Raw genomic sequence first — 25290 nt, forward strand, 5'->3', positions numbered from 1 at the left:
TCGGAGCATGGTGAACCCGCGTCCCCGACCGAGCGGCGCTCGCACAGGATCCGCGCAGTGACGCGCGTGCGCGCTGTCCGGCGCGAATCGGACTCTCCGCGGCGATACCTGCATTCGCTCTGGCTGCTCTCGGCGCGCGACCTGCGCGTGCGTTATGCCACCAGTGCGCTCGGGTACCTCTGGTCGATCCTGGACCCGCTGGTGATGTCGCTCATCTACTGGTTCGTGTTCACCCAGATCTTCCACCGCAAGGAGGTGGGAGGCGATCCCTACATCGTGTTCCTCATCCTCGGCCTCCTGCCCTGGGTGTGGTTCAATGCGGCGGTCACGGACTTCACCCGCGCGTTCCGCAAGGACGCGAAGCTGGTGCGCTCCACGGCGATCCCACGCTCGATCTGGGTGAACCGGATCATCGCGAGCAAGGGAGTCGAGTTCCTCTTCTCGATTCCGGTGCTGGTGGTCTTCGCGATCGTCAATGGCGCGCCGGTGACGATCAACCTGCTCTGGTTCCCGGTGGCTGTCATCCTGCAGCTGCTGCTGTTGATCGGACTGGGGCTGCTGATCAGTCCGGTGTGCGTGCTCTTCTCCGACCTCGAGCGCACCACGCGTCTGGTGCTGCGCGCGTTGTTCTACGCGTCACCGGTGATCTACGGCATCGGGGACCTGCCGGCACCGTTCGACGTGATCGGGGCCTTCAACCCGCTGGCGGGCATTTTCTCGCTGTACCGCATCGGTTTCTTCCCCTCCCAGGAGGACTGGACGGTGGTGCTGATCGCCGTCATCGAGGTCGTCACGCTGCTCATCCTCGGCGCGACGGTGTTCCGTCGCCTGGAGCCGACCGTGCTGAAGGGGTTGTGACATGGCCGCGATCGAGGTGACCGGACTGGGCATCCGCTTCCGTCGGGCACGGCGCGGGCGCCCGAGCCTCAAGGATCTGTTCTCCTCGCGTGCACGGCGCAAGCCGGGCGGCGGCGAGTTCTGGGGGCTCAAGGACGTGTCGTTCCAGGTGAATGCGGGCGAGGCGATCGGCGTCGTCGGGCGCAACGGGCAGGGCAAGTCGACACTGCTCAAGCTCGTCGCGGGAGTTCTGTTGCCGGACGTCGGAACCGTTGCGGTCCACGACGATGTCGCGCCGCTCATCGAACTGACCGGTGGTTTCGTGGGGGATCTCACCGTGGCGGAGAACGTCCGTCTCATCGCCGGTCTGCACGGCATGAGCCGGGCGGAGGTGGCCGACCGTTTCGAGGAGATCATCGACTTCGCCGAACTTCATGGCCGGCTGGAGACGCCGTACAAGCACCTGTCCAACGGCATGAAGGTGCGACTGGCCTTCGCGGTGGTGTCGCAGCTGGGCGCGCCGATCCTGCTGGTCGACGAGGTCCTGGCCGTGGGCGACAAGGCGTTCCGCGAGAAGTGCTACGGGCGCATCGAGGAGCTGCTGGCCGAGGGGCGCACGCTGTTCTTCGTGAGCCACAACGAGCGTGACCTCCGCCGCTTCTGCACCCGCGGGCTGTACCTCCGGGGCGGGGAGCTGGTGCTGGACGGCCCGATCGCTGACGTCCTGGATCGCTACAACGCCGACAACGCGAGCGAGTGAGGTGTGGGTGCACGATCGCATCGGCGCACCCACACCCCACGCATTCAGGAGAGCGCGGACAACTTGGAGTTCGCGAATGCCCCAACCCACGGAGCGTTCAACGCGCCCGTCTTGATGTAGTACGCACCGCCGCTGACCACGGCGATGCGGCTCCCTGAAAGTGAGAAGTCAGTGACGCCGGCCGCAGTCAGTGATGACCACGACGCCCACAGATTTCCCTCCTTCACGTACAGCACGCTGTCGGGACCCAGAACGGCGACTCGATTACCTTCAAGTCCCACGCGGCTGCCCGCGCGCATCGTCACCCAGCTCGCATAGAGGTCTCCCTCCTTGACGTAGACAGTCCCGCCGGATACCGCGCCGATGCGGTTGCCGTCCATGGCGAAGTCAGTGAAACCACCGCCCTGATCGACCCAGGAAGCCTGGAGGCTTCCCTCCTTGACATAGATGTGGCCGCCCTTGAGGACACCCAGCCGACCATTGGCGACGATGACCTTGTCCGCGCCCGTGAGCTCCGTGTACCAGGTGGTCGAGTAGAGCCCGTCCTTCGCGACGACCGTTCCGTCGGTCTTCAGAACGGCGAACCGCTCCCCGTCGATGCTTGCGCTTTTCGCGTTTCCCATGAGCCCAACCCAGCCATTGCTGAAATCTCCGGGCTGAATCCAGACATTTCCCGAGGTATCCACGGCGGCGGTGGTCGTTCCATTCACGGCGACGGAGACGATGTTTTGGCGCAGGGTCGTTATTCCGGCATTCATGCTCGCTTTTGCCTGCAGCGTGCCACCGGTCGTGACACTGAATGAGCGGTCAATATCGTCCACGGGGACGGTTACCGGACCGCCGCGATATTCGAAATGGTCGTGGTTACAAGTGTCGTTGAACTGCACCCAACCACTGGGCAGGCTCATGTTTCCGTGGCACTGGAGTTGTCCGAGCCCAGCCGGTGTAGGTAGAGCACTTGCCATGGCTGCGATAAGCGCTCGATCCTGTGTGGTGTTTCCCGTGGCCTGTACGCCATTGACTGCACCGATGTCGATGGCGTGGCCGCCGCCGTCACGGTAATGATAACTGGTCGTACCCTGCCCAATAACTTCGCCCGTGCAATAGCGGTTGAGTGAGGTTACGCTCACGGAGAACCCTTTGTCTACGACAACCGTCTTCAGCGCCTTGAGGATAGCGGGGTCGATCGTACAATTGCGAGTCTGGCCATTTACGACGTGAGAACGTATCGTCCCGTTCGCGTAGCCCTGGATCTGCGCGACCTCTTCTGCATCGCCGGAGAGACGTCCACTATTGATGATTTGTTGAGCGAGTGTTTGAGTGCCGGCAGGGGGAGATGCGGCCGACGCTGACGCGGCGGGAATGAGAAGTCCCGCAAGGATAGCGACTGTCGAGATCACTGAAATTCGCGTGATTCGATCGGATCTTGATTGCCTCATTGCAATTCTGTTCGTATTCATGAGGGAAAAGATAGCGGGCATGATTCCTTGATACAAGCCCCAAAATTGGGAACTTTCGCGAAGAGGAATAAGGGCACGCCGAAGGTTCAAACGTTCCAGAATGGAATGGTGTCGCGTGAGTGACGCGCGATTATCGGAAGAGCAAGCAATGAATGCAGGCGCCCGAGAGCGCACGCCACAGAGCATTTCCGTGTGGCGATGAACTTGCGGCGAAGTTGTGCCTAACTTCGCGCTATGGGATGCACGCTACTCGACCGGGATGGGTCGTCGCCGAGACCGGCTTTCATGGTCAGCAGATTCATGTCCCCAGTGACTGAATGCCATATTTATCTTCCCCCAGATGCTGATGACGACTCCTTCTTACTCTCGCCGGATTGCCGTGCGCAAGACCAAGAGTATGTCGTCATCGAAAATGAGGTTCCACGACCTCAGAGTCCGGCGAGGTCCTTGACCGCCTGCAGGGCAGATCGCACGTCGGAGAGGGGAGCGGCAGTGTCCGTCCCGTCGCCGATCGCGGTGCGAAGAGTGCCGAGCGCGCTGAGATACGTCTGCACGGTCGGCCGCCAGGACGATGCGATCGAGTCCGGAGGGTTCTCGTCGGCGAGGATCATCGCGTCCTGCTCGAGCGTGCGCACGATGTCGAAGGCGGCGTCGGGAGTTTGCGACGCGAGCATCCCGAGGCCAGTGTCCGCGTCCGAGACACGCGGTGAGATCGCCGTGGCGAACGCGCCGGTGTCGGGAACCACCACCGGGGGAGCGGTCACCGCATCGGTGGGCAGGGGCTCCGGCTCCTGCGGCTCGACCGGCGGCAGCTCCTCGGTCGGGGTGGGCTCCGGTGTGGCTGTGGCTGTCGGAGACGTCGTCGGCGTCGCGGAGGTGCTGGGGCTCGGCGTGCGCGTGGCAGACGCGCTCGTGGACGTCGTAGGACTCGCCGTGATCGAGGTGGCCGCGCTTCCCGGAGTGCCACCGCGGGGCATCAGCACGATCACCGTGGTGAGGGCGATGGCCACCACCAGGGCGATCAGCACCACGATCAACACCACGCGTCCGGGGTGCCGCTTGGGCTTGGGTGCGAACACCCACTGGGGGCGAGGTTCGGACGACGGTGTGTCTGAGCTCACGCCGCGCTCTCCACCGGCTGAAGCGGCTGCATGGGCTGCCAGCCCTTGTCCCGCGCGATGACGCGACCGTCACGCAGGCCGCGGAAGAGGTTGCTCGTGCCGCGCACCTTCCTCTCGACGAGGAGCAGTCGGATCAGCTCCTTCGCGAAGGTGAGTGCTGTGCCGATGCGGAAGCGAATGGGTCGGTAGGCGTCGTGCTGCTTGAAGTAATGGGCCATATGCGCGCGGTTGCGCATGATGTAGTACCGGTACGCGTCGCTCGAGGCGTTCAGGTGACGAATGCCCATGTCCCACTGCTTGATCTCGCGTGTGCGACGAAGCACGAACTCGTTGACGATCGCCGAGCGCGTCTGCAACGACGCGAGCCAGCCGTAGACCGAATCGTCCCAGTAGATGAAGAAGCGCGGATCCGGCAGGCCGATGCGCTGCACGATGTCCCGGTGGATGAACATGCCCTCGAAGCAGCCGGAGTTCATCTCCCGATAGCCGCTGTCATCGAAGCCCGCCGGAGCGAAGGGGATCGGGATGCCGAGGGGGATGGACAGTCGGTACTGCCAGTAGAACTCACTGCCGTCGAAGTCGTACCGACGACCCTGCACACTCTGGAACCGCTGACCCCAGTGCCCCATGCGCGCGAGCCCGTCCGCGATCACCTCGACATCGTCGTCCATGATCCACAGCCAGGTGGAACCCAGCTCGTAGGCGAGTCGAACGCCCTCGCTGAACCCGCCGGATCCTCCCGTGTTCTCGGCGAGTCGCTGGTACACGATCTCCGTGCCGATGCGCTCCCGGAACGAGTCGACGACCGCGGTGGTGTCGTCCACGGATGCGTTGTCGACGATCACCAGGTGTCCGGGCTTCGGATCCATCGCCTCGATCGAGGTCAGCAGGCGCGTGAGGAGGGCGGACCGGTTGTAGGTCACGACCACGATCGTCGCGGATGCGGGATCGAACACTTCGGGCATGCGAGCGTGCTCCTGACAGCTGGTTCTTGCAGAAACGGGGGCGGCGGATGGGCCGTTTTGAGCCTACCGTGCGCTTCCGGGAGTTTCCGGAGCGCGCGCGGCGGCAGCCTCGCGCCAAGACCGCGACTGTCCGGCGCGCATCGCGCAGAGCGCGAGCATCAGCCACCCGACCCCGAACAGGGTGAAGCTCTCGAACACCGAGTCGACCAGGAGGGTCACCAGCACCAGGGGCGTCCACGCGTACAGCACCGAACGGCGCTCGCTGGCGACCAGCCAGGCGCGCACCAGCGCGGTGCCGGCCAGGAACGCGAACAGCACGAGGCCCAACCACCCGAGCTGCAGCAGCACATCGAAGTAGGCGCTGAGCGCGGACGCGTGGTGCCGACCGAACAGGTTGATGGCGGTGTAGGGGAACGCGAGGGGGTCATCGGGGTTCCACGGCCCCACCCATCCCCACGCCTGGTAGGCGTGAGAGCGGACCTGCACGAGGATCGAGTTCCACAGCTCAGCGCGCGTAGAGAAGTCGGTGCCGGCGTCCAGCAGGGCGATCACCTGGTGGCGGAAGACATACGCGGTGCCGATGCCGACCACCACGAGAGCCCCGAGGATCCACTGGATCCGGGTGCGGCGCTCCGCGGGGGTATGACGCACGATCGCCAGTGCCGCGGACGCGATGGCGACCGCCAGGGAGAGCACGATCACCGTGGGGGAGGAGCTGAGCGCGGCGAGCGAGCCGGCCAGCACCAGGGAGTAGATGCCGAGCCCGCGGGCGATGGAGTGCGTGCGCAACTCGATCACAAAGGTGATCAGGGCGATCACGGCGACGAAGCCGAGCATGTTGCGCGTGCCGAACAGACCCTGGATCGGCCCGCCCGCCGCGATCGCGCCCTGTACGCCCAGGAACGGAAACGGCATGTCCAGCAGCACGCCCGACAGGATCTCGACCAGAAGGGATCCGGTGAGCAGCGTTCGCAGCACGTCGCCCAGCGCCCGCACTGTTTGCAGGGTGTCGCGGATGTGGGCGATCACGACGGCGATGATCGCGACGCCGACCAATGCCAGCCAGTGCGAGAAGGATCGGGTCGGCCCCGACAGGGGCAGGATGAGCGTGATGCCGGCCCAGGTGATGAACAGCAGCACCGATACGGGCACGAGTCGCAGCAGGCTGATCTCCGCGCGGCGGACGGCGAGGATCGCGACGCCGACCACCACGAGACCGGCAGCGATCGTGACGAGGGTCACCGAGCCCGCCAGGGCCTCGATCGTGTGTCCGGCGAAGAACGTCCCGAACGCGGCCAGGGCGTAGGCGCGCGCCAGGGCAGCGGAATCGAGCGCCGAGCGCACCGCCTCCCAGCGCTCGGTCATCGCGGTGCGGGAGTCGCGGCCGCGGGACGAGGACGTCGGCGGCGGGGAGTGATCGGCTCACTGGCGAGCACGGGGTCGGCTGCGGTCTTGGTGGCCAGCAGCACGATCAGCAGCCAGCCCCACTCCATGAGTGGTCGTGACTCGGTGATGCCCTGAACCAGCAGCGCGGCCACGACCAGAATGGGCAGCAGGCTCAGCGGAGAGAATTCGCGACGCGACTCGATGTCCCACCGCGGGCGGTCCACCGCGAGGAACCACGCACGCCAGACCAGGGCGAACAGCGCCGCGGCCATCACCACGACACCCACCACGCCGAGCTGCAGGTAGACGTCCACCCACATGTCGTGCGCATGGAACACGCTCAGTCCGTGGTCGATGATCCAGCCGTCGAAGTGCGGATCCCACGGCAGCCACGGCGTGGCGAAACCCCAGCCGAACGCCGGGCGCTCGTTCGCCCGCTCCACGACACGAGCCCAGATCTCGCTGCGACCCGTGAGGTCGCCGCCGCGGCCCAGCAGCTCGAAGAGGCGCTCGCGCACGATCAGCGCCGCGGCGAGACCGGCGACGGCTACCGCGCCGAACAACAGGTACCAGTTGCGTCGCGCGCGCAGCGTATGGCTGCGTCGCACCGCGATCGCTGCGGCGGCGACAAGCAGCACCGCAAAGGCGATCACCGCTGCCGTAGCGGATCCGACCCGCACGAGCAGGAACAGCGTGACGATCAGCCAGGCGAGGGTGACTCCGCGGCGGGAGAGGCCCGCGACGACCGCGATCACGAAGACGATCAGCGCCAGCACACAGAGCATGCCCAGCAGGTTCGAGTTGCCGACGATGCCCTGGATTCGCCCGGAGGTGAAGAGGTTGTCGCGCGACCAGTACAACTGCGTGCTCGGATCCTCGACGTCGCCGAGGAACGGTGGCAGCACCGGACGGCGGAGGACCACGGAGACGAACAGCTCGAAGCCGAGGCTGAGGCCGAGCACCCACCGGCAGGCCGACACCAGGGCGCGCGCCACCTCCCGCCAGGACAGGGCAACGGCGAGGAAGATCCCGTGGCCGGTGGTGACGACGAGCGCGAACCAGGTGGCGGCGGACACCCCGGGCCAGGCGGACCAGAGGATGGACAAGCCGGCCAGGGCCGTGTAGCCGAGGAACGCCCACGGCGCTCGGGGCCAGGACTGCGCCGTTGCCTGCCGGATGACGGGAGACAGCGTCCAGATCAACGCCGTGATGACGGTGCATACACCCAGCAGCACGGCGACACCCTCGGCGCCGAAGACGTTGTTCAGAGCGCCCATGCACATCGCCAGCACGAGCACCAGCACGACGTAGGCGCGCAACCAGAGCCGTGCGGTGCGCTCCCGGGCGGGCGGGGTCGGCGCAGCGGCGATCGGGTGGGAGGAGTGCTGAGCCATCGTCCCCCAGGGTATCGCGCGCCGCGCCGGCGGAACCGGACTTTTCCCAGGCGTCAGCGCGGGTCGCCCTGCTCCCCGACCAGCGGAGCGGATTTGATCTTGAACGCGAGGGTGATCACGCACAGCCAACCCCACAGCATGATCGGATTCGACTCGGTGAGTCCCTGCACCAGCAGCACCGCCACGATCAGCGCGGGCAGCACGCTGAGAGCGCGGTAGGGGCGGTCGGCGCGGGCGTCCCAGCGCGGGCGATCGATCGCGAAGAACCAGGCACGCCAGGTGAAGGCGGCGTAGGTGATGCCGATGAAGAAGACGCCGATGGCTCCCAGCTGGAAGAACACATCCACCCACATGTTGTGCGCCTGCATCACGGGGATCGTCCGCTCCAGGATCCACGAGCGGAACCCGGGGTCCCACGGCACCCACGGACTCGCGAACCCCCAGCCATCGAGCGGATGCTCAGACGCCCGCGCCAGGACTTCGCGCCAGATGTCGCGACGACCCGTGAGGTCTGAGGAGCGTCCGAGCGCGGCGAACAGCTCGTCGCGAAACAGCAGGCAGACCACGACGAGCGCACCGCCGATCGAGAGGAAGAGCGCGTAGAGGCTCCCGCGCCCCGCCGGCACGTGAACTCGTCGCATGGCGAGGACGGCCACGAGTACCAGGAGCGCGCCGAAGGCGCAGACCCAGGCCGTGGCGGAGTCGCATCGGATGAAGAGGTAGGCGGCGATCACGAACCATCCGGCCATCCGCACGCGCCCCCGCGCATCGTCGGCGAATCGCACCGCGAACACGAGCATCGCCACCAGGCAGATCATGGCCAGCAGGTTCGCGTTGCCCACGATGCCCTGGATCCGTCCGCCGTTCAGCAGCAGGTTCTGTGACCAGTACAGCTTCGGATCCTCGGGATCGACCAGCACCGGACCCCAGGAAGCCGAGGGCAGCGGTGCCCGAACGACGAGACTCACGAAGAGCTCGAAGACGAGGGACAACCCGACGGCTGCCTGCAGGCCGCGGCTGAAGGCCTGCACGAGTTCGCGCCAGGACAGCGTGGATGCCAGGAACAGGCCGTGCATCGTGATGACGATCATGCCGCCGAAGGTGAGCAGCGTGGACGGCAGCCATGCGGTCCACAGCGCCGACATCGCGCCCCAGGCCAGGTACGCCAGCGCGATCCATGGCAGTCGGCGCCAGGGGAACACCGGAGCCAGACCGGGCCGAACCAGGCGCGGGATCCACAGCACGGCGGTGATCAGTGCGAGTGTGATGAACACGAGCGCGGCACCCGTGGTGCCTGCGGCGCGGTCGAACGCCGGAGCGCAGAAGATCGCGAACACGACGACCGCGGCGTGGGCGCGCAGGAGCACCGTGGAACCCGCCGCCCCCACGGCCGTCACTGCCGGAGATGCGTCGACCGTTCCCCTCGCGCGGGTGCGCGGCAGAGGAACGGGGGCAGTGGTGGTCATAGCGGACCGAGAGTAGCCGACCCGGCTCGGGGACTCCTGTGGGCACCCGTGGACCTCCGAGCCTCGGCCCCGAGAGGGATAGGCTGGCGCCGTGCTGGAGCTCATGACGAACACGCCGCGTGACTACGCCTGGGGGTCGACCACCCTCCTGGCTGAGCTGGAGGGACGCGAGCCCACGGGCGCCCCGGAAGCGGAGGTGTGGTTCGGCGATCACCCCGGCTCGCCCGCGGTGCTCGCCGACGGCACGTCGCTGCCCGAGCGTCTGTCGGCGGAGTCGGTCCCGCCGCTGCCGTATCTGCTGAAGCTGCTGGCCGCGGGTTCGCCGCTGTCCATCCAGGTGCATCCCTCGCGCGCTCAGGCGCAGGCAGGGTGGGCCCGGGAGGCAGGCCTCGCGATGGACGATCCCCGCCGCAACTACCGCGACGACAACCACAAGCCGGAGCTCATCGTGTCGTTGAGCGAGCGTTTCGAGGCCCTCAGCGGTCTGCGTCCGCTGGAGGTGACGCGTCGGTACCTGTCGGTGCTCGGCGATGCCGAGGGCGTGCAGCAGCTGCGTTCGCTGATCGCACCCGCCGCGGGTGCCACGGAGGCCGACATCCTGCGACGCGCGATCGAGCAGCTGCTCGCAGGCGACTCCGCCCGGATCGTCTCGGATGTCACCGAGGCGCTGGCGGGGGCCGCCTCCGTCGAATTCGCCGATGAGCTCGCAGCCGCGCGTCGGATCGCCGCCGTCTATCCCGGAGATCCGGGCATTGTCGTCGCGATGCTCATGAACCTCGTCGTCCTGCGGCGGGGCGAGGCGGTGTACCTGCGGGCGGGACTGCTGCACGCCTACCTGAGCGGCATCGGCGTGGAGATCATGGCCGCGAGCGACAATGTGCTGCGCGGCGGACTCACCCCGAAGCGCGTTGATGTTCCCGAGCTGCTGACCCTGCTGGACACCACACCCGCCGTCGTCCCGGTGATCCGCCCCCAGGCGCTTGCGGACGCGACCGCGGTGGAGACCTACGGCCCCGGCATCGCGGACTTCGCCCTCGCCGTGGCGCGACCAGACGCCCGGGCGGGCGTCGTTTCAGAACTGCGCGTCGGCGGACCCGCGATCGTGTTGGCGTCGGCGGGCCACAGCGTCGTCGAACTGGACGGTGAGCGTGTCTCGCTGGCCCCCGGCCAGGCCGCGATAGCGCTCGGGGCAACCGGACCGCTCCACCTCAGCGGCACCGGTGAGGTGTTCATCGCGACGCCCGGAGAGGGCATCGATTCCGCTTCGTGACACTCCCGGGGTGTGTCATGAAGCTTGAACGTCGGGTTGAGGAAATATGCTCTGCGACTTGACCCGAGCGAATCACACCGCTGTAATTATGTGAGCGCGCCGCGACTGACGCGGTCCGTGAGGGGGAATGACAGTGGGAGAGCAGATGACGGGATCACAGTACCGTTCGAGCGTCCCCGACAACTGGTTCGTCGATCCGGTGAACCTGGGAGTGCCCGGGGTCCGGCGACCGGTTGCCGATGACGAGGACAACGCGCTGGCATGGCAGGGCGAGGCGCTCTGTGCGCAGACCGACCCGGAAGCGTTCTTCCCCGAGAAGGGCGGCTCCACGCGAGACGCCAAGCGCATCTGCTCGTCGTGTGATGTGCGCGGCGAGTGCCTCGAGTACGCGCTGTCCAACGACGAGCGCTTCGGCATCTGGGGCGGCCTGTCCGAGCGCGAGCGACGCAAGCTCAAGCGCCGCGCGGGCTGACGCAGGATTCGGCGCATCGTCCACCCTTCCCGGTGGGCGATGCGCCGTTCTGCATCCATCGGAGCTGCCGATCGCCGCACCGTCTGATCCGTTCCCGGCGCGGCACCCCCGAATTGCGCGCGAAGCCTGCCTACGCTGAAGCGCCATGCCTGCTCCTGTACACGCCGTCATCGTCGCGCACCCGGATGCGCGCGCCGCCGGGCTTCCCCATCTGAAGGAGACGCTCGACGCGGTCGCCGCTCAGCGTCATCCCGTGGATGCGCTCACGATCGTGCTGTGCGGGAAGGATCGTCGGTTCGCCGAACTGGTCGATGCGTCCGGTGCCGAGGGGATCATCCAGGCCGACGCGGCAACCGGCTTCGCCGAGGCGATCGAGCTGGCATCGCGGCGGGTCGATCCGGATCACGCGCTGTGGCTGCTCGCCCAGGACACGGTTCCCGCGCCCGACGCGCTGGAGCGTCTTGCGGCCGTGCTCGAGCTGCAGCCCTCGGTCGCGATTGTGGCACCCAAGCTGGTTCGCCGCAGCGACAGCGAAATCATCGCGTCACTGGGCGTCAGCATGTCGCGCGGCGGGGAGAGCGTCGAGCTGGCCGCAGGGCAGTTCGATCAGGGTCAGCACGACGGTCGCGAAGACGTGCTGGGCGCGGACATCCGTGGCGTTCTGCTGCGCGCCGAACGCCGAGCCGACCTGCTTCCCGATCGTGCCCTGGGCGGCGCCGACGAGGGACTCGACATCGGCGTGCGCGCTCGCCTGGGAGGCGATCGTGTCGCGCTCGCACCCGCCGCTCGCGTCGCCGTTCGAGCTGATGGCGTGGCCGGGCTGCCGGATCCCGTTCGTGCCGCCGACCGTCGCCGCATCGTCTACGTCACCCGGCTCGCCCAGCTGCACCGTCGATTGGTGTACGCGCCGGCAGCGGTGGTTCCCCTGCACATCCTCTCCTTCCTTCCCATCGCTCTCTGGCGAGCGATCATTCATCTGCTTTCCAAGGCGCCGGGCGCCGTGCTGCCCGAGTGGGCCGCCGCGTTCGTCGCCGCGTTCCGCTGGCCGTCCATCGCACGCTCCCGTGCTCGCCTGCGTGGTCGTCGCGGCGACTGGTGGAGGGTGGACCCGCTGCGCATCGGTCGAGTGGAGCGCCGCGAGATCCTGCTGGGCGACGGCGAATCGGCACGCACCACGAGGCCGGAGCTGCGGTTCTTCTCCGGTGGCGGTGCCTGGGTGGTCATCGCGTCACTGGCGGTGTCGATCGTCGCCTTCTTCCCGCTGCTCTCGTGGCCGGTCCTCGGCGGGGGCGGCACGCTTCCGCTGCGTACACAGCTGACGAGTCTCTGGGGCGATGCGGTGTTCGGCGCGCGCGGCTACGGACTCGGCGGCGCGTTGCCGGCGGATCCGTTCTCCGCCGTGCTCGCGGTGCTCGGCTCTCTGATGCCGGCGGCTCCCTCGTCCGCCCTGGTCGTGCTGTGGCTCGCTGCGCTGCCCCTGGCCACCCTGGGGGGTTGGTTCGCGGCCACCCGGGTGACGGAGCGCTCGAGCCTGCGAATCGCCGGCGCGGTGCTGTGGACGGTCGCTCCGACGTTCCTCGGCGCGCTCGTGGACCCGCGGCCGGCGGCCGTCATTCTTCATCTGGCTCTGCCGTGGCTCGTCTACACAGGTCTCGCGGCCCATCGATCGTGGGGGTCGGCGGGTGCAGCCTCGCTGCTGATGCTGGTGGTGGCCGCCTGCGCACCGAGCGCGGGGGGAGTGCTGGCGGTGATCGTCGTCGTCGCCGCGGTGGTGGCGATCTGCGTCGCTCGGTTCTCCGGCGCGGTCCGGCTGCTGTGGACCCTGGTGCCCACGCTGGTGTTCTTCCTCCCGCTCATCTGGTTCCAGGTTGCGCACAAGCAGCCACTGAACCTCCTGGCGGATCCCGGACTGCCGTATCAGGGCGCGCGCACGTCGGATGATCTCTGGGGCCGGCTGTCGCTGCTCGCCGGTTTCCCCGCGGGGGATGCGGCCGGATGGCCGGGCTTGCTCGCCTCGTTCGGTGCCGCTGACGGCATCGTGCGATGGGCCTGGTTCGTGCCCGTGCTCGTCATCCCCGTGGTGCTGCTCGCCGGCGTCGGCGCCTTCAGTGTTCGCTGGCGAGTCGGTGCTCCGCTCCTCGTCGCCGGCGCAGGAGCCGCTGTCGCCGGTCTTCTCGCATCGGGCGTCTCGGTGAGCACGGTGAACGGATCCGCCGTGGCGCTGTGGCCCGGTGCGCTCGGCAGCGTGTCGTGGTTGGCGCTCATCCTTGCCGCGCTTCTCGCCCTGCATTCGCCGCGGATGCCGCGGAGCCTGCGCGGCGCGCTCGGAACGATCGCGGTGGTGCTGGTCGTGGCTACGGCCGTTCCGCAGCTCGCGGCCGTGCTCCGCGGCGATGCCACCGCGCAGAACGGGCCCCGCAGCACGTTGCCGGCGTATGTGGCGGCCGAGGTCGACGAGGGGGCCCGTGGCGCCACGCTTGTCCTCGACATCCAGGAGGACGCCACGGTCGTCCAGCGCGTGGTGTGGGGGTCGTCCGACTCGCTCGGTGCGCAGTCGACGGTGCTCAGCACCCAGGGCGCGTTCAGTGCCGCGGAGGAGGACCTGGCCGGCCGCATCGCGGACGCCATGACCCCGCAGGCCCAGAACGTCACGTTCGCGGACCTGGGCATCCGCTTCGTGCTGATTGAACCCGTCACGGCCACGTCCGGTCCGGCCGCGGCGCTTCGAGCGCAGGCGGTGGCGGCGTTCGATCGAAACTCCGCGTTCACCGCCGTCGGCGAGACCGGCAAGGGGGCGCTGTGGGGCGTGACCGGCGAGGTGTCACCGCGACCGGCGCAGTCGACAGATGACCGGTCTCTCGCTGCCATCACGATGATCGCGGCCGTGGTGTCGCTGGTGATCGCGGTGCTGCTGGCCATCCCGACCCGAGCCTCGGTGCGCGCGGCTCGCGTACGACCGCGCATGATCGGCGCGTCGAAGGAGCAGCAATGACGAAGGAACGAGCCCGCGGGCGATTCGCCCGTGCCGGAGCCGGGGTCCTCGCGGTCGTGGTGACCGCGGTGGGCGTCGCGGCTGCCGTCGTGTCGCCTCTGCCCGAGGTTTCGGCCGCTGCCCCTGTCGCCACGCGGGAGCCCGCTCCCGGAGACGCCACGCTGGTGTGCACGGCATCCGCCCTCGTGCTCGGCCGCGTCACCGACTCCGCCCAGACGGTGTCGGAGGCTGCCCGTCTCACACCTGCCCTCTCCGACACCGGTGCCACTTCGGCCGATCTGCCCGTGCTCGACGTCGACGGTGCGGCGTTTCGGGCGGTCACCGCCCCTCCCGCAGGCGGACAGCGTGCCGCGCTGGCCGGTGCCGCCTCCTTCAGCTCCTCCGCCGACGATCTCTCGGGGTACGCCGCAACCTCGTGCCGCCCGCCCCTGACGGAGTCCTGGCTCGTCGGCATCGATGGGCGCACGGGGTCGTCCGGAGTCATCACGATCGCCAATCCGTTCGGTGTGACAGCCACCGTGTCCTTCACCGTCTACGGGCTTGCCGGCCCCACCACGCCCGCGGGTGGTTCGCTCTCCGTCGCCCCGGGCACGGTCGTCACCGTCCCCGTCGCGTCTCTTGTCGGAGAGGACGGCGCGCCGGTCATCAACGTGCACGCCGACGGCGCACCGGTCCAGGCTTCGCTGCAGTCGTCGCTCGTCCGCGGTCTCGTCCCTGCTGGAGTCGACTTCCAGGACGCCGTGCATCAGGCTTCTGCGCGGCAGATCATCCCCGGCGTCACCGTCACCACCGCGGGACAGGCGCTCACCTCCGTGCGCGTTCTGATGCCGGACGCGTCGGGGCCGGTGACGGTGACCGCGCAACCCGCGGGCGGCGGGGCACCGGCGCTCGAGCTGAGCATGGACGCGGTGGCCGGCATCCCGCTCGATATCCCGCTTGACGGTCTGCCCGCCGGTGCATACGACATCCTGGTGGAGGGGGCGTCGCCGCTGGTCGCCGCTGCCTGGCAGGCGACGGGCATCGGGGAGGGCGACGACTATGCCTGGTACCCGGCCGCTCCCGAGATCACGGCACCCACGACCTTCGCGGTCGCCGGGGGAGCCGATGCCGCTCTCGCGCTCTGGAACGACAGCGATGCCGACGTCGCGGCGACGGTGACCGTGGGCGGTCGGGAGAGCGCCGTGACCGTCCCCGCGCACGGCGGCGCCCAGCTCCCGCTCACGAGCACCTCAGACGCGGTACTCGACCCGGGTTCCGGTGTGCTGCACGCGACGGTCTCCTATGCCGACGGTCAGCGCTTGGCCGCCGCAACCGTGTGGCCCGCGGATGCGGACAGCGCGCCGATCACCATCACGCGCTGAGACCCGTCAACTGCGCCAGCGCTGCGTGCCGAGATCCCAGGGGTCACGGTCGAGGTATTCGGCGGCGGCGCGGAACACCGCACCCTCCATCGACATCTTGGCCCCCAGATCGTCCATGCGATTAGCGCGGTCGAGTCGCTCGATCGGCAGACGGAAGATCACGATGCGTCGTGCCTCGCGGTCCACGAACCAGCGCGGCATTCCCTCGGCGTCGGCCCGTGTCGGCATGATCCCCACCTCGAATGACACGTCGCGCAGGTCCTCCCACGCGTCGCGCAGGAACTGGGCGGTGTCGTGCACGACGAGCTCAAAGCGGTCTTGTCGCGATTCGAGCGGCGGAAGCGGGGGAGGGACCACGGGGCTGCGCCCCGTACGACCGTGGCGTCCGTGACGGGCGGGGCGCGGCCGGGCCGGCGGAGCGGGACGGCGCGGCCAGATCATGCTTCCATCCTACGGCGCGCGACGATCGCGGATCCGCCGGTCGCGGCAGGATGTCGGTGAGGGGGCATAAGGTGGGAGGGCTATGTTCACCAGGCTCTGTTCGAAGGTCGGCTGCTCTCGCGAGGCGGTCTCCACGCTCACGTACGACTACGCGGATCAGATGGCTGCCGTCGGACCGCTGGGTGCCGCCGGTGATCCGCACGCGCACGATCTCTGCGCTCTGCACACGGAACGGCTCTCCGTTCCGAAGGGATGGGTCGTCATCCGCCACGAGACGCTCCAGTCCTGAGGAGATCCGGCTCGGTCAGCGTACCGATCCGAGCAGCGCGTCGACCCGCTCGTTCTGGATGTCCAGCGCCCGAGCCTCGCGGTCGCGGCGCAGCACGGCCACCCCGCACAGGAACGTTTCGGGATCCACTGGCGGAACCGGAGACACCCACTGGGCGGCCTCGGTGGCCAGCTCCTGGGCGATACGGGCACGCGCCCCCGGCATCAGGTTGGCCGACTGCGTGAGGAACTGGGTGATCCGACGCGACAGTCGGACGGGCAGTCGTCCCGCGTCTGCGATCTGGGCCCAGCCGGTCAGCGCCGGGGGAAGGATCAGGGTGTGTTCGGGCACACGGGGGGTGCGGGTGCGCTCGCAGTATGCGCCGGCGACCAGATCCCCGAGCCGCTGTGACCGAGGCGTGAAGGCGCCCACCAGGAAGGCCAGCCCGCCGAAGGTGAGGTAGATCTCGAGCACCCCGATGAGAGAACGGATGAAGGCGTGCCGGAAACCCGTCGTTCCGCCGTCGGCGCGGACGATCCGACCGCCGACGGCCAGCTTGCCGATGCTCCGCCCGCGTGTGAAGGTCTCCACCGCGGTCGGGAGTATGACGAACACGAGGGCGATCACGCTGATCTGGAGGATCGCGAAGACCGAGGCGTCCACGCCGGATGCGGCGAGAGCGATGAAGGCGACGATGATGATCGCGTATCCGATGACCATGTCGATCACCGCACCGAGCGCGCGCATCATCAAGCCCAACGGCTGCACATCGAGTGCGACGGCCTCACCGGTGAGGATCTCGTCCTGATGGATCGAACCGACGGCAGCAGACATGGGTACAGTAAACACCAATGGATCTGGACGCATTGCGAAGCAGACGCCGGGGGGAGTGGGATCGCCTCGACGAACTGTCGCGCTCGCGCGATCTCTCCGGTGCGGATGTGGACGAGCTGGTGGTGCGCTACCGCGCGGCCTCGGCGGACCTCTCCGACATCAAGACCTCCGCGGGGCGGACCCAGCTCGGTGATTCCCTCTCGGTGACCATCGCGCGAGCCCGGCATCGCCTGACCGGTGCGGGGGAGAACGTCGCTCGTCAGGTTCCTCGGTTCTTCGCGCTGCAGCTGCCCGCGGCGCTGTACCGACTGCGCTGGACGACCCTCGCCCTCGCCATCGCCACCATCGGCATCGCCGCGCTGGCCGCGCTGTGGATCTCATCCGACCCGGCGCTCATCGCGACACTCGGCTCGAAGGCGCAGTTGCAGCAGTATGCCGAGAACGACTTCACCGACTACTACGAGCCGGGGGCGGCCTTCGCCGGCCAGGTGTGGACGAACAACGCCTGGATCGCGGCGCAGTGCGTGATGTTCGGGGTGACCGGGATCTTCCCGGTGTACGTGATCATGTCCAACGCCATCAACCTCGGTGTCGCCGGTGCGGTGATGCTGGCTTTCGACCGCGGCGACGTGATGATCCTCAGCCTGCTGCCGCACGGCCTCCTCGAGCTCACCAGCATCTTCGTCGCCGCCGCGGCGGGTCTTCATGTGTTCTGGGCGTGGGTCGCGCCCGGGCGTCGCACCCGCGGGGAGTCTCTCGCGTCCGCCGGGCGGGCTCTGGCGACCACGGTGATCGGCCTCATCCTCTCCCTGGCGCTCTCGGGGCTCGTGGAGGGCTTCGTCACCGGTCAGCCCTGGCCGCCGGCGGTGAAGATCACGATTGGGGCGCTGGCGCTGGCGATCTTCCTCTTCTACATGCTCGTCGTGGGTCGCTGGGCCACGCGCCGTGGCGAGACGGGGGATCTCACCGAGTACGAGGCAGGAACGCCCACGCTGTACGCCGGATGATCGGCGAGAAACGACGACGGGGCGGGACCGAATCGGTCCCGCCCCGTCGTTCGTGCGCTCAGCGCTTCTGAACGTTGTCGAACAGCGCGCGGTAGGAGAAGCCGGCCAGCAGGGCTCCGACGATCGGGAACACGAGGAACACCCACAGCATCGACAGGGCGTCGCCGCCACCGTAGATGGCCGTCGCCAGCGAACGAGCCGGGTTCAGCGAAGCATTGTCCACGGGAACCGCGACCAGCAGGAAGAGCGTCAGCGAGAGACCGATGACGAGTCCGCCGAACTGCGTGCCGCGCTTCGCGTGCGTGACGCCCAGGATGACGAAGAGGAAGAGCGCCGTGATGATGACCTCGATGATGATCGCCGCGGGCATGTCGAATCCGCCGGGGGAGAGTTTGCCCCAGCCGTTGCTGGCGAAGCCGCCGTCCTGTGCGGTGGTGAGCCAGCCCGCCGGGCCGAACAGGCCGATCAGCACCAGCGCGCTGCTGGCGACGACGCCGCCGATGACCTGGGCGATGATGTACGGCAGCGCGTCCTTCCACGCGAAGCGACCCGCGGCGGCAAGACCGAGGGTGACGGCCGGGTTGAAGTGACCGCCTGAGATCGGACCGAATGCGTACGCGCCCATGATGACGGTGAGGCCCACCGCGACGGCTGCGACGACGGGGACGATGCCGGGCGCGGGGGCGTTCTGGGCATCGGCGAGGTGGGAGCTGAACAGCGCCGCACCGATGAGGCCGAACACCAGGAGGAAGGTACCGAGGGCTTCGGCTGCCAGACGTGAGCCCATGGTGGGCTGGACGCTGGTCGATGCTGCGGACGCCGGGCTCTTGCCCGTGCGCGGATCACGACTCATTTTCATACTCCTTCGAACGAATGCTGGGGGGTGCCGCTGGTTCGAGGCCGATCGTATCGGCCTCGTGCTTTCCCGTGGACGCGACGCACAGGTTCTCGCAAAGCTGATTCACAGATCGCCACGCACGAAAAACGGGGCCGGACCGAATGGTCCGACCCCGTTCGAGGTTCAGCGATCAGGCGCCGACGCGCTCGCGGATGGTCGCGCCGAGGGTGGCGTCCACATTCGTCCAGTACTGGATGAAGCGCTCCTTGATGCGGTCCTGGGTGAGAGCCGCGTACTGACCGAGCAGCACCTCCAGGAAGCGGGCCTTCTGCTCGTCGTCGTACACGTCACGGTAGAGCGTGCCGGCCTGACCGAAGTCGTCATCCTCGGCGTGCAGCGTGTAAGCGGAACGGACGAGCTCGCCGTCGTTCTCCCAGCTGGCCTCGATACCGCGCTCCGCATCGGCTGCGGGGCCGCCGTAGGAGTTCGGTGTGTAGACGCGGGCGTCGGCCGGGTTGAACAGGAACTGCATGTTGCCCTCGTGCATGTAGTTGCTCACGTGGGCGGCGTGCGGCTGGTTCACCGGCAGCTGGTTGTAGTTGGCGCCGATGCGGTAGCGCTGCGCGTCGGGGTAGGCGAACACGCGAGCCATGAGCATCTTGTCCGGCGAGATTCCGGTTCCGGGAACCTGGTTGCCCGGCGAGAACGCCGCCTGCTCGATCTCCGCGAAGAAGTTCTGCGGGTTGCGGTTCAGCGTGAAGTGGCCGACCGGGATGAGCGGGTAGTCCGCGTGCGACCACGTCTTGGTGAGGTCGAACGGGTTGAAGCGATAGGTCTTCGCCTCTTCGTACGGCATGATCTGCACGGAGACGTCCCAGGTGGGGAAGTCGCCGTTCTCGATCGCGGTGAACAGGTCGCGACGGTAGTAGTCCGCATCGGCACCGGCGATGCGCTCGGCTTCTTCGGGAGACATCGCGACGACGCCCTGGCGGGTGTGGAAGTGGTACTTGACCCAGAAGCGCTCGCCGGCGGCGTTGATCCACTGGTACGTGTGCGAGCCGTAGCCGTTGAGGTGACGCCACGACTTCGACAGACCGCGGTCGCCCATGAGGTACGTCACCTGGTGGGCGCTCTCCGGCGACAGGGTCCAGAAGTCCCATTGCATGTCCGCATCGCGCAGGCCCGACTGGCCGAGACGCTTCTGCGAGTGGATGAAGTCCGGGAACTTGATGCCGTCGCGGATGAAGAAGGTCGGGGTGTTGTTGCCCACGATGTCGAGGTTTCCCTCGGTGGTGTAGAAACGCAGCGAGAAGCCGCGGACGTCGCGCCAGGTGTCGGGCGAGCCCTGCTCACCGGCGACGGAGCTGAAACGGATGAGCGTCTCGCTCGTGGTGCCCTTCTGGAACACCGCGGCACGCGTGTACTGCGACACGTCTTCAGTGATGACGAGCTCGCCGAACGCGCCGCCACCCTTGGCGTGGGGGTTCCGCTCCGGCACGCGTTCGCGGTTGAAGGAGGCGAGCTTCTCGACCAGGTAGCGGTCGTGAAGGGCGGTGACGCCGTCAGCGCCGACGGTCAGCGAGAACTGGTCGCTGGCGACGGGCGTGCCGGTCTGGGTGGTGGTGAAGTTGGCTTCAGCCATGTCCATTCCTTTCGCAGTCTGAACAGATGGCACGGAAGGTGACGGTTGCTTCCAACACGCGCATTCCGTGGTCTTGGGAGGGAATCAAGCAGGGGGCGTGCCCGACGGTGCACTCCACGTCCTCCACGCGTCCGCAGACGATGCACTGCAGGTGGTGGTGGTTGTCGACGAACTCGAGCTCGTAGAGCGCGCGATCGGCGTCGGGCAGGCTGACGCGACGGACGATGCCCGCGCCGGTGAGATCTCCCACCACACCGTGCACGGTCTGCAGGGCGATGCCCGGGACCGTGTCGCGGATCGCGCCATGGATGGCATCGACCGAGGCGTGGGGGTGAGCGGCAAGGGCGGTGTAGACGGCGACACGCTGAGCCGTCACGCGAAGCCCCGCGCCGCGCAGCACGTTCGACACGTGCTCCGTCGTCGGCGCCCCGCTCTGATCCATGTCCCCGACTCTACCCCCTTTTCCTGACTCATTCGTAAAAACGACTCGCCCGTGATTCCCCCCGCCCGTCCCCATCATCCGCGAGAATTCCGTCTGTGGGCGAGAATCGCCGCATTGCGCGGATTCTCGCCCACAGACGGAATTCTCGCGGGTTCTGCGGGGGGCGAGTCGCGCTGGCCGCGAGGGGCACCGCGAGGGGAGCAGTGGCCGTGAGGGCTAGAGGCGGCCCTGGGCCTTGAGCTCGAGGTAGCGATCGGCGATGCGCGGGGGGAGATCCTCGGGGGCGTCGGCGATCGCGTCGCCGCCGGAGCGTTCGACGGCGTAGGCGACGAGGGCCGCCTCGTGAGCGGTCTGCTCGGCGGCGGCGGCACGGTAGACGGCGTCGGCATCGCCACGTTCGGCTGCGATCTCATCCAGCGCGGTGTCGGTGGCAGATCCCACCACGAGGCGCGCGCCGCGTGGGACCAGTCCGAGCGAGGTCAGGAAGGCCCGGGAGCTGAGCGGCTCGTCCTGCGCCGTGAGGATCACGAGCAGCGACGGTCGCACGCCGAGCGCGCGAGCCTGCGTCAGCGCGGCATCCCAGTCGGTGTCGATGAGCTGCGCGTCCACACCCGCCATCGCGTCGGTGAGCGCCGGAAGCAGGCCGGGACCGTCCACCCCGGTGACGCGCGCACGGATCACACGGTCGAACATCAGCAGGTGAACGTGATCGCCGGCGCGCTGCGCCAGTGCGGCCAGCAGCAGCGTTGCCTCCATCGCAGCGTCGAGGCGTGTGCCATCGCCCACGCGCGTGGCCGCCGTGCGTCCCGTGTCGATGATGATCACCACGTGCCGGTCACGCTCGGGACGCCAGGTGCGCAGCATCGTCGTGCCTGCGCGGGCGGTGGCGCGCCAGTCGATCGAGCGTACGTCATCGCCGCGGACGTACTCGCGCAGCGAATCGAACTCGGTTCCCTGACCGCGCACCTGGATGGACGTGTTGCCGTCGAGTTCCTTCAACCGAGCGACCCGGGACGCGAGGTGACGTCGAGAGGAGAAAGCCGGGAGCACCCGGATGCGACCCTCGCTGTGCAGGCTCACCTGTCGGCCCGCGAGTCCCAGCGGGCCTGCGGAGCGCACCGTGACGAAGGCGCTGCGAAGTTCGCCGCGCCGACGCGGGAGCAGCGGGATGGTCAGCGAGCGTCGCTCGCCGGGCGGGACGATCACATGCTCACGGCGCTGGGGAGCGCCTGCCGTGGGCTGCCAGGCGTCGCGCACCACCAGAACCGCGCGCCGGGAACCGCGGTTCGTGAGGATCAGCTCCGTGCGAACCGGCTCACCGAGGCGTGAGCGCGCCGGGATGTCGCGGTCCACCACGAGTCGCCGCGCATCCGCCGCAAGGGCCGTATCCGTCGCGATGAGGGCGATCAGGAGCACCAGCCACAACAACAGCATCGTCCACGGCGAGATGCCCATGCTCGCAGAGAGCACGACGGGCACCACGCCGAGAGCGAGGATGAGGGGAGCGCGGCCGGTCAGATACACGTCAGATCGGAACCCGAGTCTGAGCGAGCACGCTGGTGAGCACCGAATCCGCCGAGACGCCCTCGATCTCCGCTTCCGGACGCAGCTGGAGCCGGTGTCGCCAGACCGGAACCACCATCGCCTGCACGTGATCCGGGGTGATCGCGGGGAATCCGCCCAGCCACGCCCAGGCCTTCGCAGCGGCCAGCAGCGCGGTCGATGCGCGAGGACTGACGCCCACCTGCACGGACGGGCTCGTGCGCGTGGCACGCGCCAGGTCGACGATATAGGCGAGGACGTCATCGGTGACCGCCACGCGAGCCACGGCGTCCTGCGCGGCGGCGATCTCGGTCGGGGTGACCACCGTCTGCAGGCCGGCGGACTCCAGCGATCGCGGAGAGAATCCAGCGGCGTGGCGACGCAGCACGTCCACCTCGGCATCGCGCCCGGGCACCTCGACGATGAGCTTGAGCAGGAAGCGGTCGAGCTGCGCCTCGGGCAGCGTGTACGTCCCCTCCTGCTCGATGGGGTTCTGTGTCGCGGCGACCAGGAACGGCTCTGGCAGACGACGACTCACCCCGTCGCTGGAGACCTGTCGCTCTTCCATCGCCTCCAGGAGAGCCGACTGGGTCTTTGGGGGCGTGCGGTTGATCTCATCCGCGAGCAGCACGTTCGTGAAGACCGGCCCCTCGCGGAATTCGAACTCGCCCGAACGGGCGTCGTAGATGAGCGAGCCGGACACGTCACCGGGCATGAGGTCTGGCGTGAACTGGATGCGCTTGGTGTCCAGACCGATCGCCCGCGCGAACGAGCGCACCAGGAGCGTCTTCGCGACGCCGGGCACACCCTCCAGCAGCACGTGTCCGCGGGCGAGCAGCGCGATCAGCAGGCCGGTGACCGTGCCGTCCTGGCCGACGACGGCCTTGCCCACCTCCCAGCGGACGCGGTTGATGGCGTCGCGCGTGGGATCGGGGGTGGAGTATCCGGGTGTGCTCACGAGCGCTTCCCTTCGGTTCGTACGGCGGCACGGATCGCCGCTTCCCATTGTGCGAGTCGGTCGCTGAGCTCGACGAGCTCGGCGTCGGTGGTCGGTGCGGGGCCGGTCAGGAGCACGCGCAGCGCATCTCGTGGGCCGGCGACGGCCGCTGCGGCCGCTTCGATGACCGCATCCGGCGTCGCGCCGCGTCCCATGCCAAGAAGGCGACCGAGCTCGGCGATGCTGCGTCGACGCAGGATGCGCGCCGCATGACCGGTGTCCCGCGCTCGTGCGTAGAGGCGAGCGCGGCCTTCGAGCGTCTCGGACGCTCGCACGGTGACCGGCAGCCGCTCGGCGACCAGTGGCCCGAATCGCCGTCCACGCCAGATCGCCGCCACGGCCGCCGTCGCGGCGAGAAGCACGAGTGCGGGGGTCACCCAGCCGGGAGTGAGGTCGGCGAGCGTGGCATCTGAGGCGCGCCGCGCGTCGCTGTCGTTCCAGCTCGGGACGTACCAGACGAGGGCGTCGTGCTCGCCGAGCAGCGCGAGCGCGAGCGCCGCGTTGCCGTTCTGGGTAATGGTCGCGTTCGTGAACAGCAGGGTGGCATCCAGCGCCCGTACGGTTCGCCCGTCACTTGTCTGGGAGATGAGGCCGGCGCCATCGCCATCCCGGAAGCAGGAGAGGTCGCCACCGGTCATCAGCGCGCCGGGACGAATCGTTCCGGCGTTGTCCGCGGCCGGGAGGTCGCAGTCCGCCGCGACCTCGTGTGCGCCGTAGCCGACGATCTCCGCTCCTGGTATCGCCAGATCCAGCACGGCGGAGCTGGGATTCAGCAGCACCGTCGTGTCCGCCGCATCGATCATGGCGCTGACGGTGTCGTTGCTGAGGGTCGACGGATCCGGCAGCACGAGCGTGCCTGCGCCGTCCGCGAGCAGCCGTGCGACATCGCGGTGGCTGCGAGTGACCTGCACGCTGACCCCGTGATCACGCAGGACCTCGACCAGGGCGCGATATCCGTCGGGCCCGTGGCTCTCGGGATCGGTGCGACCCTTCTCCGACGCTGTGAAGGCACTGCCGGCCCACAACAGGAGCAGCGCGGCGACGGCGACGATGAGAACCACGACGAGCCATCCGCGCCACCGGCTGCGCGGGCGGGCGACCAGCGGGGTGCCGTCCCGCTCCACGGCGAGACTCACGACGTGACCGCCGTCAGCTCGGGCAGCGTGACGGGGCGGGAGCGCTCCAGACGCTCGTCGGTGCGGGTGATGCGATCGTAGGCCTCCGCGGTTCCGGGCTGGCGGAGGTAGCGCACCGCGTCGAACACGTCAGCGGCGCCGTTGAGCTCTGCGACCTCGTCCGGGAACGCGTTGGATGCCTGAGCCGCAAACGCGTGCACGGTGGCACCCGGGCCGAGGCGGACCGCACCGCGTTCGGACAGCCCGCGTGCCAATGCACGGAAGCGCAGGATCACGGCCTCGTCATAGTCACCCGCCGCCGCGGCCTGCTGCGCGGCCCGGCGGAGCTCGGCCGCGGTGCGGGTCTCCTCTTCGCCGAAGAGGAGATCGTCGGCCGAGAGACGTGAGGATGCGCGAGCTCGCGGCACCCCCCACACGATGATCGCGGCGACGATGACAGCGACGACGAGGACGCCGATGATCGCGGCCAAGACCATCCCGCCCCCCGGTCCGATCTGCGGATTGAGGATACCGGAGATGAAATCGCTGATCGCCTTGGCCATCTGGTCGAACCAGGTCGGCTGAGCTTCGGCGTATGCGGGCTTGGCCAGTTCGTCCTCGAGCCAGGAGCGGGCCTCATCCGGGTCCGGAAGCAGGGGGATCTCGGAGACTCCGATCAC

General features: G+C 68.4%; 23 protein-coding genes. 8 read left to right on the forward strand and 15 right to left on the reverse strand.

What is annotated here, in order from left to right:
• Nucleotides 1-57 precede the first annotated feature (57 nt).
• Both ABTV68_RS05695 and ABTV68_RS05700 read left to right on the forward strand, forming a co-directional pair.
• Complete coding sequence (locus tag ABTV68_RS05695) at nt 58-858, forward strand: ABC transporter permease (protein WP_433676652.1); 801 nt, start codon at nt 58-60, stop codon at nt 856-858.
• 1 nt (nt 859) lies between these two features.
• Entirely contained in the window at nt 860-1597 is a 738-nt protein-coding gene (locus ABTV68_RS05700; RefSeq protein WP_433676653.1) for an ABC transporter ATP-binding protein, read from the forward strand.
• Nucleotides 1598-1641: 44 nt separating this feature from the next.
• On the opposite strand, the gene ABTV68_RS05705 is transcribed toward ABTV68_RS05700, so the two are convergent.
• From ABTV68_RS05705 to ABTV68_RS05730, 6 genes are all read right to left on the reverse strand, one after another.
• On the reverse strand, nt 1642-3078 hold the full coding sequence (locus tag ABTV68_RS05705; protein WP_433676654.1) for a hypothetical protein: 1437 nt from the start codon (nt 3076-3078) through the stop codon (nt 1642-1644).
• Nucleotides 3079-3485: 407 nt separating this feature from the next.
• Nucleotides 3486-4178: a hypothetical protein gene (locus ABTV68_RS05710; protein ID WP_433676655.1), complete on the reverse strand. Its 693-nt coding sequence runs from the start codon at nt 4176-4178 to the stop codon at nt 3486-3488.
• Nucleotides 4175-5143, reverse strand: coding sequence for a glycosyltransferase (locus ABTV68_RS05715; RefSeq protein ID WP_433676656.1), 969 nt, complete (start codon nt 5141-5143; stop codon nt 4175-4177). Before ABTV68_RS05715 ends, ABTV68_RS05710 begins: the two co-directional genes overlap by 4 nt.
• A 63-nt stretch (nt 5144-5206) precedes the next feature.
• Complete coding sequence (locus ABTV68_RS05720; RefSeq protein ID WP_433676657.1) at nt 5207-6508, reverse strand: O-antigen ligase family protein; 1302 nt, start codon at nt 6506-6508, stop codon at nt 5207-5209.
• Entirely contained in the window at nt 6505-7923 is a 1419-nt protein-coding gene (locus ABTV68_RS05725; RefSeq protein WP_433676658.1) for an O-antigen ligase family protein, read from the reverse strand. The genes ABTV68_RS05720 and ABTV68_RS05725 overlap by 4 nt, the downstream gene beginning before the upstream one ends.
• Before the next feature lie 53 nt (nt 7924-7976).
• Nucleotides 7977-9389 (reverse strand): O-antigen ligase family protein, encoded by a 1413-nt coding sequence (locus ABTV68_RS05730; RefSeq protein ID WP_433676659.1) that lies wholly within the window; start codon nt 9387-9389, stop codon nt 7977-7979.
• A 91-nt stretch (nt 9390-9480) separates the two neighbouring features.
• Between ABTV68_RS05730 and manA the strand changes: the two genes are divergently transcribed.
• The 4 genes from manA (at nt 9481) to ABTV68_RS05750 (ending at nt 15484) form a co-directional block, all read left to right on the forward strand.
• On the forward strand, nt 9481-10659 hold the full coding sequence (gene manA / locus ABTV68_RS05735) for a mannose-6-phosphate isomerase, class I (RefSeq protein WP_433676660.1): 1179 nt from the start codon (nt 9481-9483) through the stop codon (nt 10657-10659).
• A 145-nt stretch (nt 10660-10804) separates the two neighbouring features.
• Entirely contained in the window at nt 10805-11131 is a 327-nt protein-coding gene (locus ABTV68_RS05740) for a WhiB family transcriptional regulator (protein WP_308071089.1), read from the forward strand.
• Nucleotides 11132-11276: 145 nt separating this feature from the next.
• Nucleotides 11277-14123, forward strand: a complete 2847-nt coding sequence (locus ABTV68_RS05745) for a glycosyltransferase (RefSeq protein ID WP_433676661.1) — start codon at nt 11277-11279, stop codon at nt 14121-14123.
• The gene (locus tag ABTV68_RS05750; protein ID WP_433676662.1) at nt 14120-15484 is read left to right on the forward strand and encodes a DUF5719 family protein; all 1365 of its coding nucleotides are present in this window, start codon (nt 14120-14122) and stop codon (nt 15482-15484) included. The genes ABTV68_RS05745 and ABTV68_RS05750 overlap by 4 nt, the downstream gene beginning before the upstream one ends.
• 6 nt (nt 15485-15490) lie before the next feature.
• Here the strand turns inward: ABTV68_RS05750 and ABTV68_RS05755 are convergent, their stop codons facing one another.
• On the reverse strand, nt 15491-15925 hold the full coding sequence (locus ABTV68_RS05755) for a hypothetical protein (protein ID WP_433676663.1): 435 nt from the start codon (nt 15923-15925) through the stop codon (nt 15491-15493).
• A gap of 82 nt (nt 15926-16007) precedes the next feature.
• On the opposite strand from ABTV68_RS05755, the gene ABTV68_RS05760 reads away from it, so the two are divergent.
• Nucleotides 16008-16214, forward strand: coding sequence for a DUF3499 family protein (locus ABTV68_RS05760; RefSeq protein WP_433676664.1), 207 nt, complete (start codon nt 16008-16010; stop codon nt 16212-16214).
• Nucleotides 16215-16229: 15 nt separating this feature from the next.
• On the opposite strand, the gene ABTV68_RS05765 is transcribed toward ABTV68_RS05760, so the two are convergent.
• A complete protein-coding gene (locus tag ABTV68_RS05765; RefSeq protein ID WP_433676665.1) occupies nt 16230-17027 on the reverse strand; it encodes an RDD family protein in 798 nt (265 codons plus the stop codon).
• A 17-nt stretch (nt 17028-17044) separates the two neighbouring features.
• Between ABTV68_RS05765 and ABTV68_RS05770 the strand changes: the two genes are divergently transcribed.
• Nucleotides 17045-18034, forward strand: coding sequence for a stage II sporulation protein M (locus ABTV68_RS05770; RefSeq protein ID WP_433676666.1), 990 nt, complete (start codon nt 17045-17047; stop codon nt 18032-18034).
• A 58-nt stretch (nt 18035-18092) separates the two neighbouring features.
• On the opposite strand, the gene ABTV68_RS05775 is transcribed toward ABTV68_RS05770, so the two are convergent.
• From ABTV68_RS05775 to ABTV68_RS05805, 7 genes are all read right to left on the reverse strand, one after another.
• Nucleotides 18093-18887 carry an aquaporin gene (locus tag ABTV68_RS05775; protein ID WP_433676667.1) on the reverse strand — a complete coding sequence of 265 codons (795 nt, stop codon included), beginning with the start codon at nt 18885-18887 and terminating at the stop codon, nt 18093-18095.
• 175 nt (nt 18888-19062) lie between these two features.
• Complete coding sequence (locus tag ABTV68_RS05780; protein WP_433676668.1) at nt 19063-20514, reverse strand: catalase; 1452 nt, start codon at nt 20512-20514, stop codon at nt 19063-19065.
• Nucleotides 20507-20956 (reverse strand): Fur family transcriptional regulator, encoded by a 450-nt coding sequence (locus tag ABTV68_RS05785; RefSeq protein ID WP_433676669.1) that lies wholly within the window; start codon nt 20954-20956, stop codon nt 20507-20509. Before ABTV68_RS05785 ends, ABTV68_RS05780 begins: the two co-directional genes overlap by 8 nt.
• 216 nt (nt 20957-21172) lie before the next feature.
• Nucleotides 21173-22480 (reverse strand): DUF58 domain-containing protein, encoded by a 1308-nt coding sequence (locus tag ABTV68_RS05790; RefSeq protein WP_433676670.1) that lies wholly within the window; start codon nt 22478-22480, stop codon nt 21173-21175.
• Between the two features lies 1 nt (nt 22481).
• The gene (locus tag ABTV68_RS05795; protein ID WP_433676671.1) at nt 22482-23456 is read right to left on the reverse strand and encodes an AAA family ATPase; all 975 of its coding nucleotides are present in this window, start codon (nt 23454-23456) and stop codon (nt 22482-22484) included.
• Nucleotides 23453-24631 (reverse strand): DUF4350 domain-containing protein, encoded by a 1179-nt coding sequence (locus ABTV68_RS05800; protein ID WP_433676672.1) that lies wholly within the window; start codon nt 24629-24631, stop codon nt 23453-23455. The genes ABTV68_RS05795 and ABTV68_RS05800 overlap by 4 nt, the downstream gene beginning before the upstream one ends.
• Entirely contained in the window at nt 24628-25290 is a 663-nt protein-coding gene (locus tag ABTV68_RS05805) for a DUF4129 domain-containing protein (RefSeq protein WP_433676673.1), read from the reverse strand. The genes ABTV68_RS05800 and ABTV68_RS05805 overlap by 4 nt, the downstream gene beginning before the upstream one ends.

Source organism: Microbacterium gorillae, from assembly GCF_050990725.1.
Taxonomy (GTDB): Bacteria; Actinomycetota; Actinomycetes; order Actinomycetales; family Microbacteriaceae; genus Microbacterium; species Microbacterium gorillae_A.

Coding starts and splice junctions, on each gene's coding strand:
- ABTV68_RS05700 (WP_433676653.1), top strand. CDS start 860: ATGGCCGCGATCGAGGTGACCGGACTGGGCATCCGCTTCCGTCGGGCA.
- ABTV68_RS05705 (WP_433676654.1), bottom strand. CDS start 3,078: ATGCCCGCTATCTTTTCCCTCATGAATACGAACAGAATTGCAATGAGG.
- ABTV68_RS05715 (WP_433676656.1), bottom strand. CDS start 5,143: ATGCCCGAAGTGTTCGATCCCGCATCCGCGACGATCGTGGTCGTGACC.
- ABTV68_RS05720 (WP_433676657.1), bottom strand. CDS start 6,508: ATGACCGAGCGCTGGGAGGCGGTGCGCTCGGCGCTCGATTCCGCTGCC.
- ABTV68_RS05725 (WP_433676658.1), bottom strand. CDS start 7,923: ATGGCTCAGCACTCCTCCCACCCGATCGCCGCTGCGCCGACCCCGCCC.
- ABTV68_RS05730 (WP_433676659.1), bottom strand. CDS start 9,389: ATGACCACCACTGCCCCCGTTCCTCTGCCGCGCACCCGCGCGAGGGGA.
- ABTV68_RS05740 (WP_308071089.1), top strand. CDS start 10,805: ATGACGGGATCACAGTACCGTTCGAGCGTCCCCGACAACTGGTTCGTC.
- ABTV68_RS05745 (WP_433676661.1), top strand. CDS start 11,277: ATGCCTGCTCCTGTACACGCCGTCATCGTCGCGCACCCGGATGCGCGC.
- ABTV68_RS05750 (WP_433676662.1), top strand. CDS start 14,120: ATGACGAAGGAACGAGCCCGCGGGCGATTCGCCCGTGCCGGAGCCGGG.
- ABTV68_RS05755 (WP_433676663.1), bottom strand. CDS start 15,925: ATGATCTGGCCGCGCCGTCCCGCTCCGCCGGCCCGGCCGCGCCCCGCC.
- ABTV68_RS05760 (WP_433676664.1), top strand. CDS start 16,008: ATGTTCACCAGGCTCTGTTCGAAGGTCGGCTGCTCTCGCGAGGCGGTC.
- ABTV68_RS05765 (WP_433676665.1), bottom strand. CDS start 17,027: ATGTCTGCTGCCGTCGGTTCGATCCATCAGGACGAGATCCTCACCGGT.
- ABTV68_RS05770 (WP_433676666.1), top strand. CDS start 17,045: ATGGATCTGGACGCATTGCGAAGCAGACGCCGGGGGGAGTGGGATCGC.
- ABTV68_RS05775 (WP_433676667.1), bottom strand. CDS start 18,887: ATGAGTCGTGATCCGCGCACGGGCAAGAGCCCGGCGTCCGCAGCATCG.
- ABTV68_RS05780 (WP_433676668.1), bottom strand. CDS start 20,514: ATGGCTGAAGCCAACTTCACCACCACCCAGACCGGCACGCCCGTCGCC.
- ABTV68_RS05785 (WP_433676669.1), bottom strand. CDS start 20,956: ATGGATCAGAGCGGGGCGCCGACGACGGAGCACGTGTCGAACGTGCTG.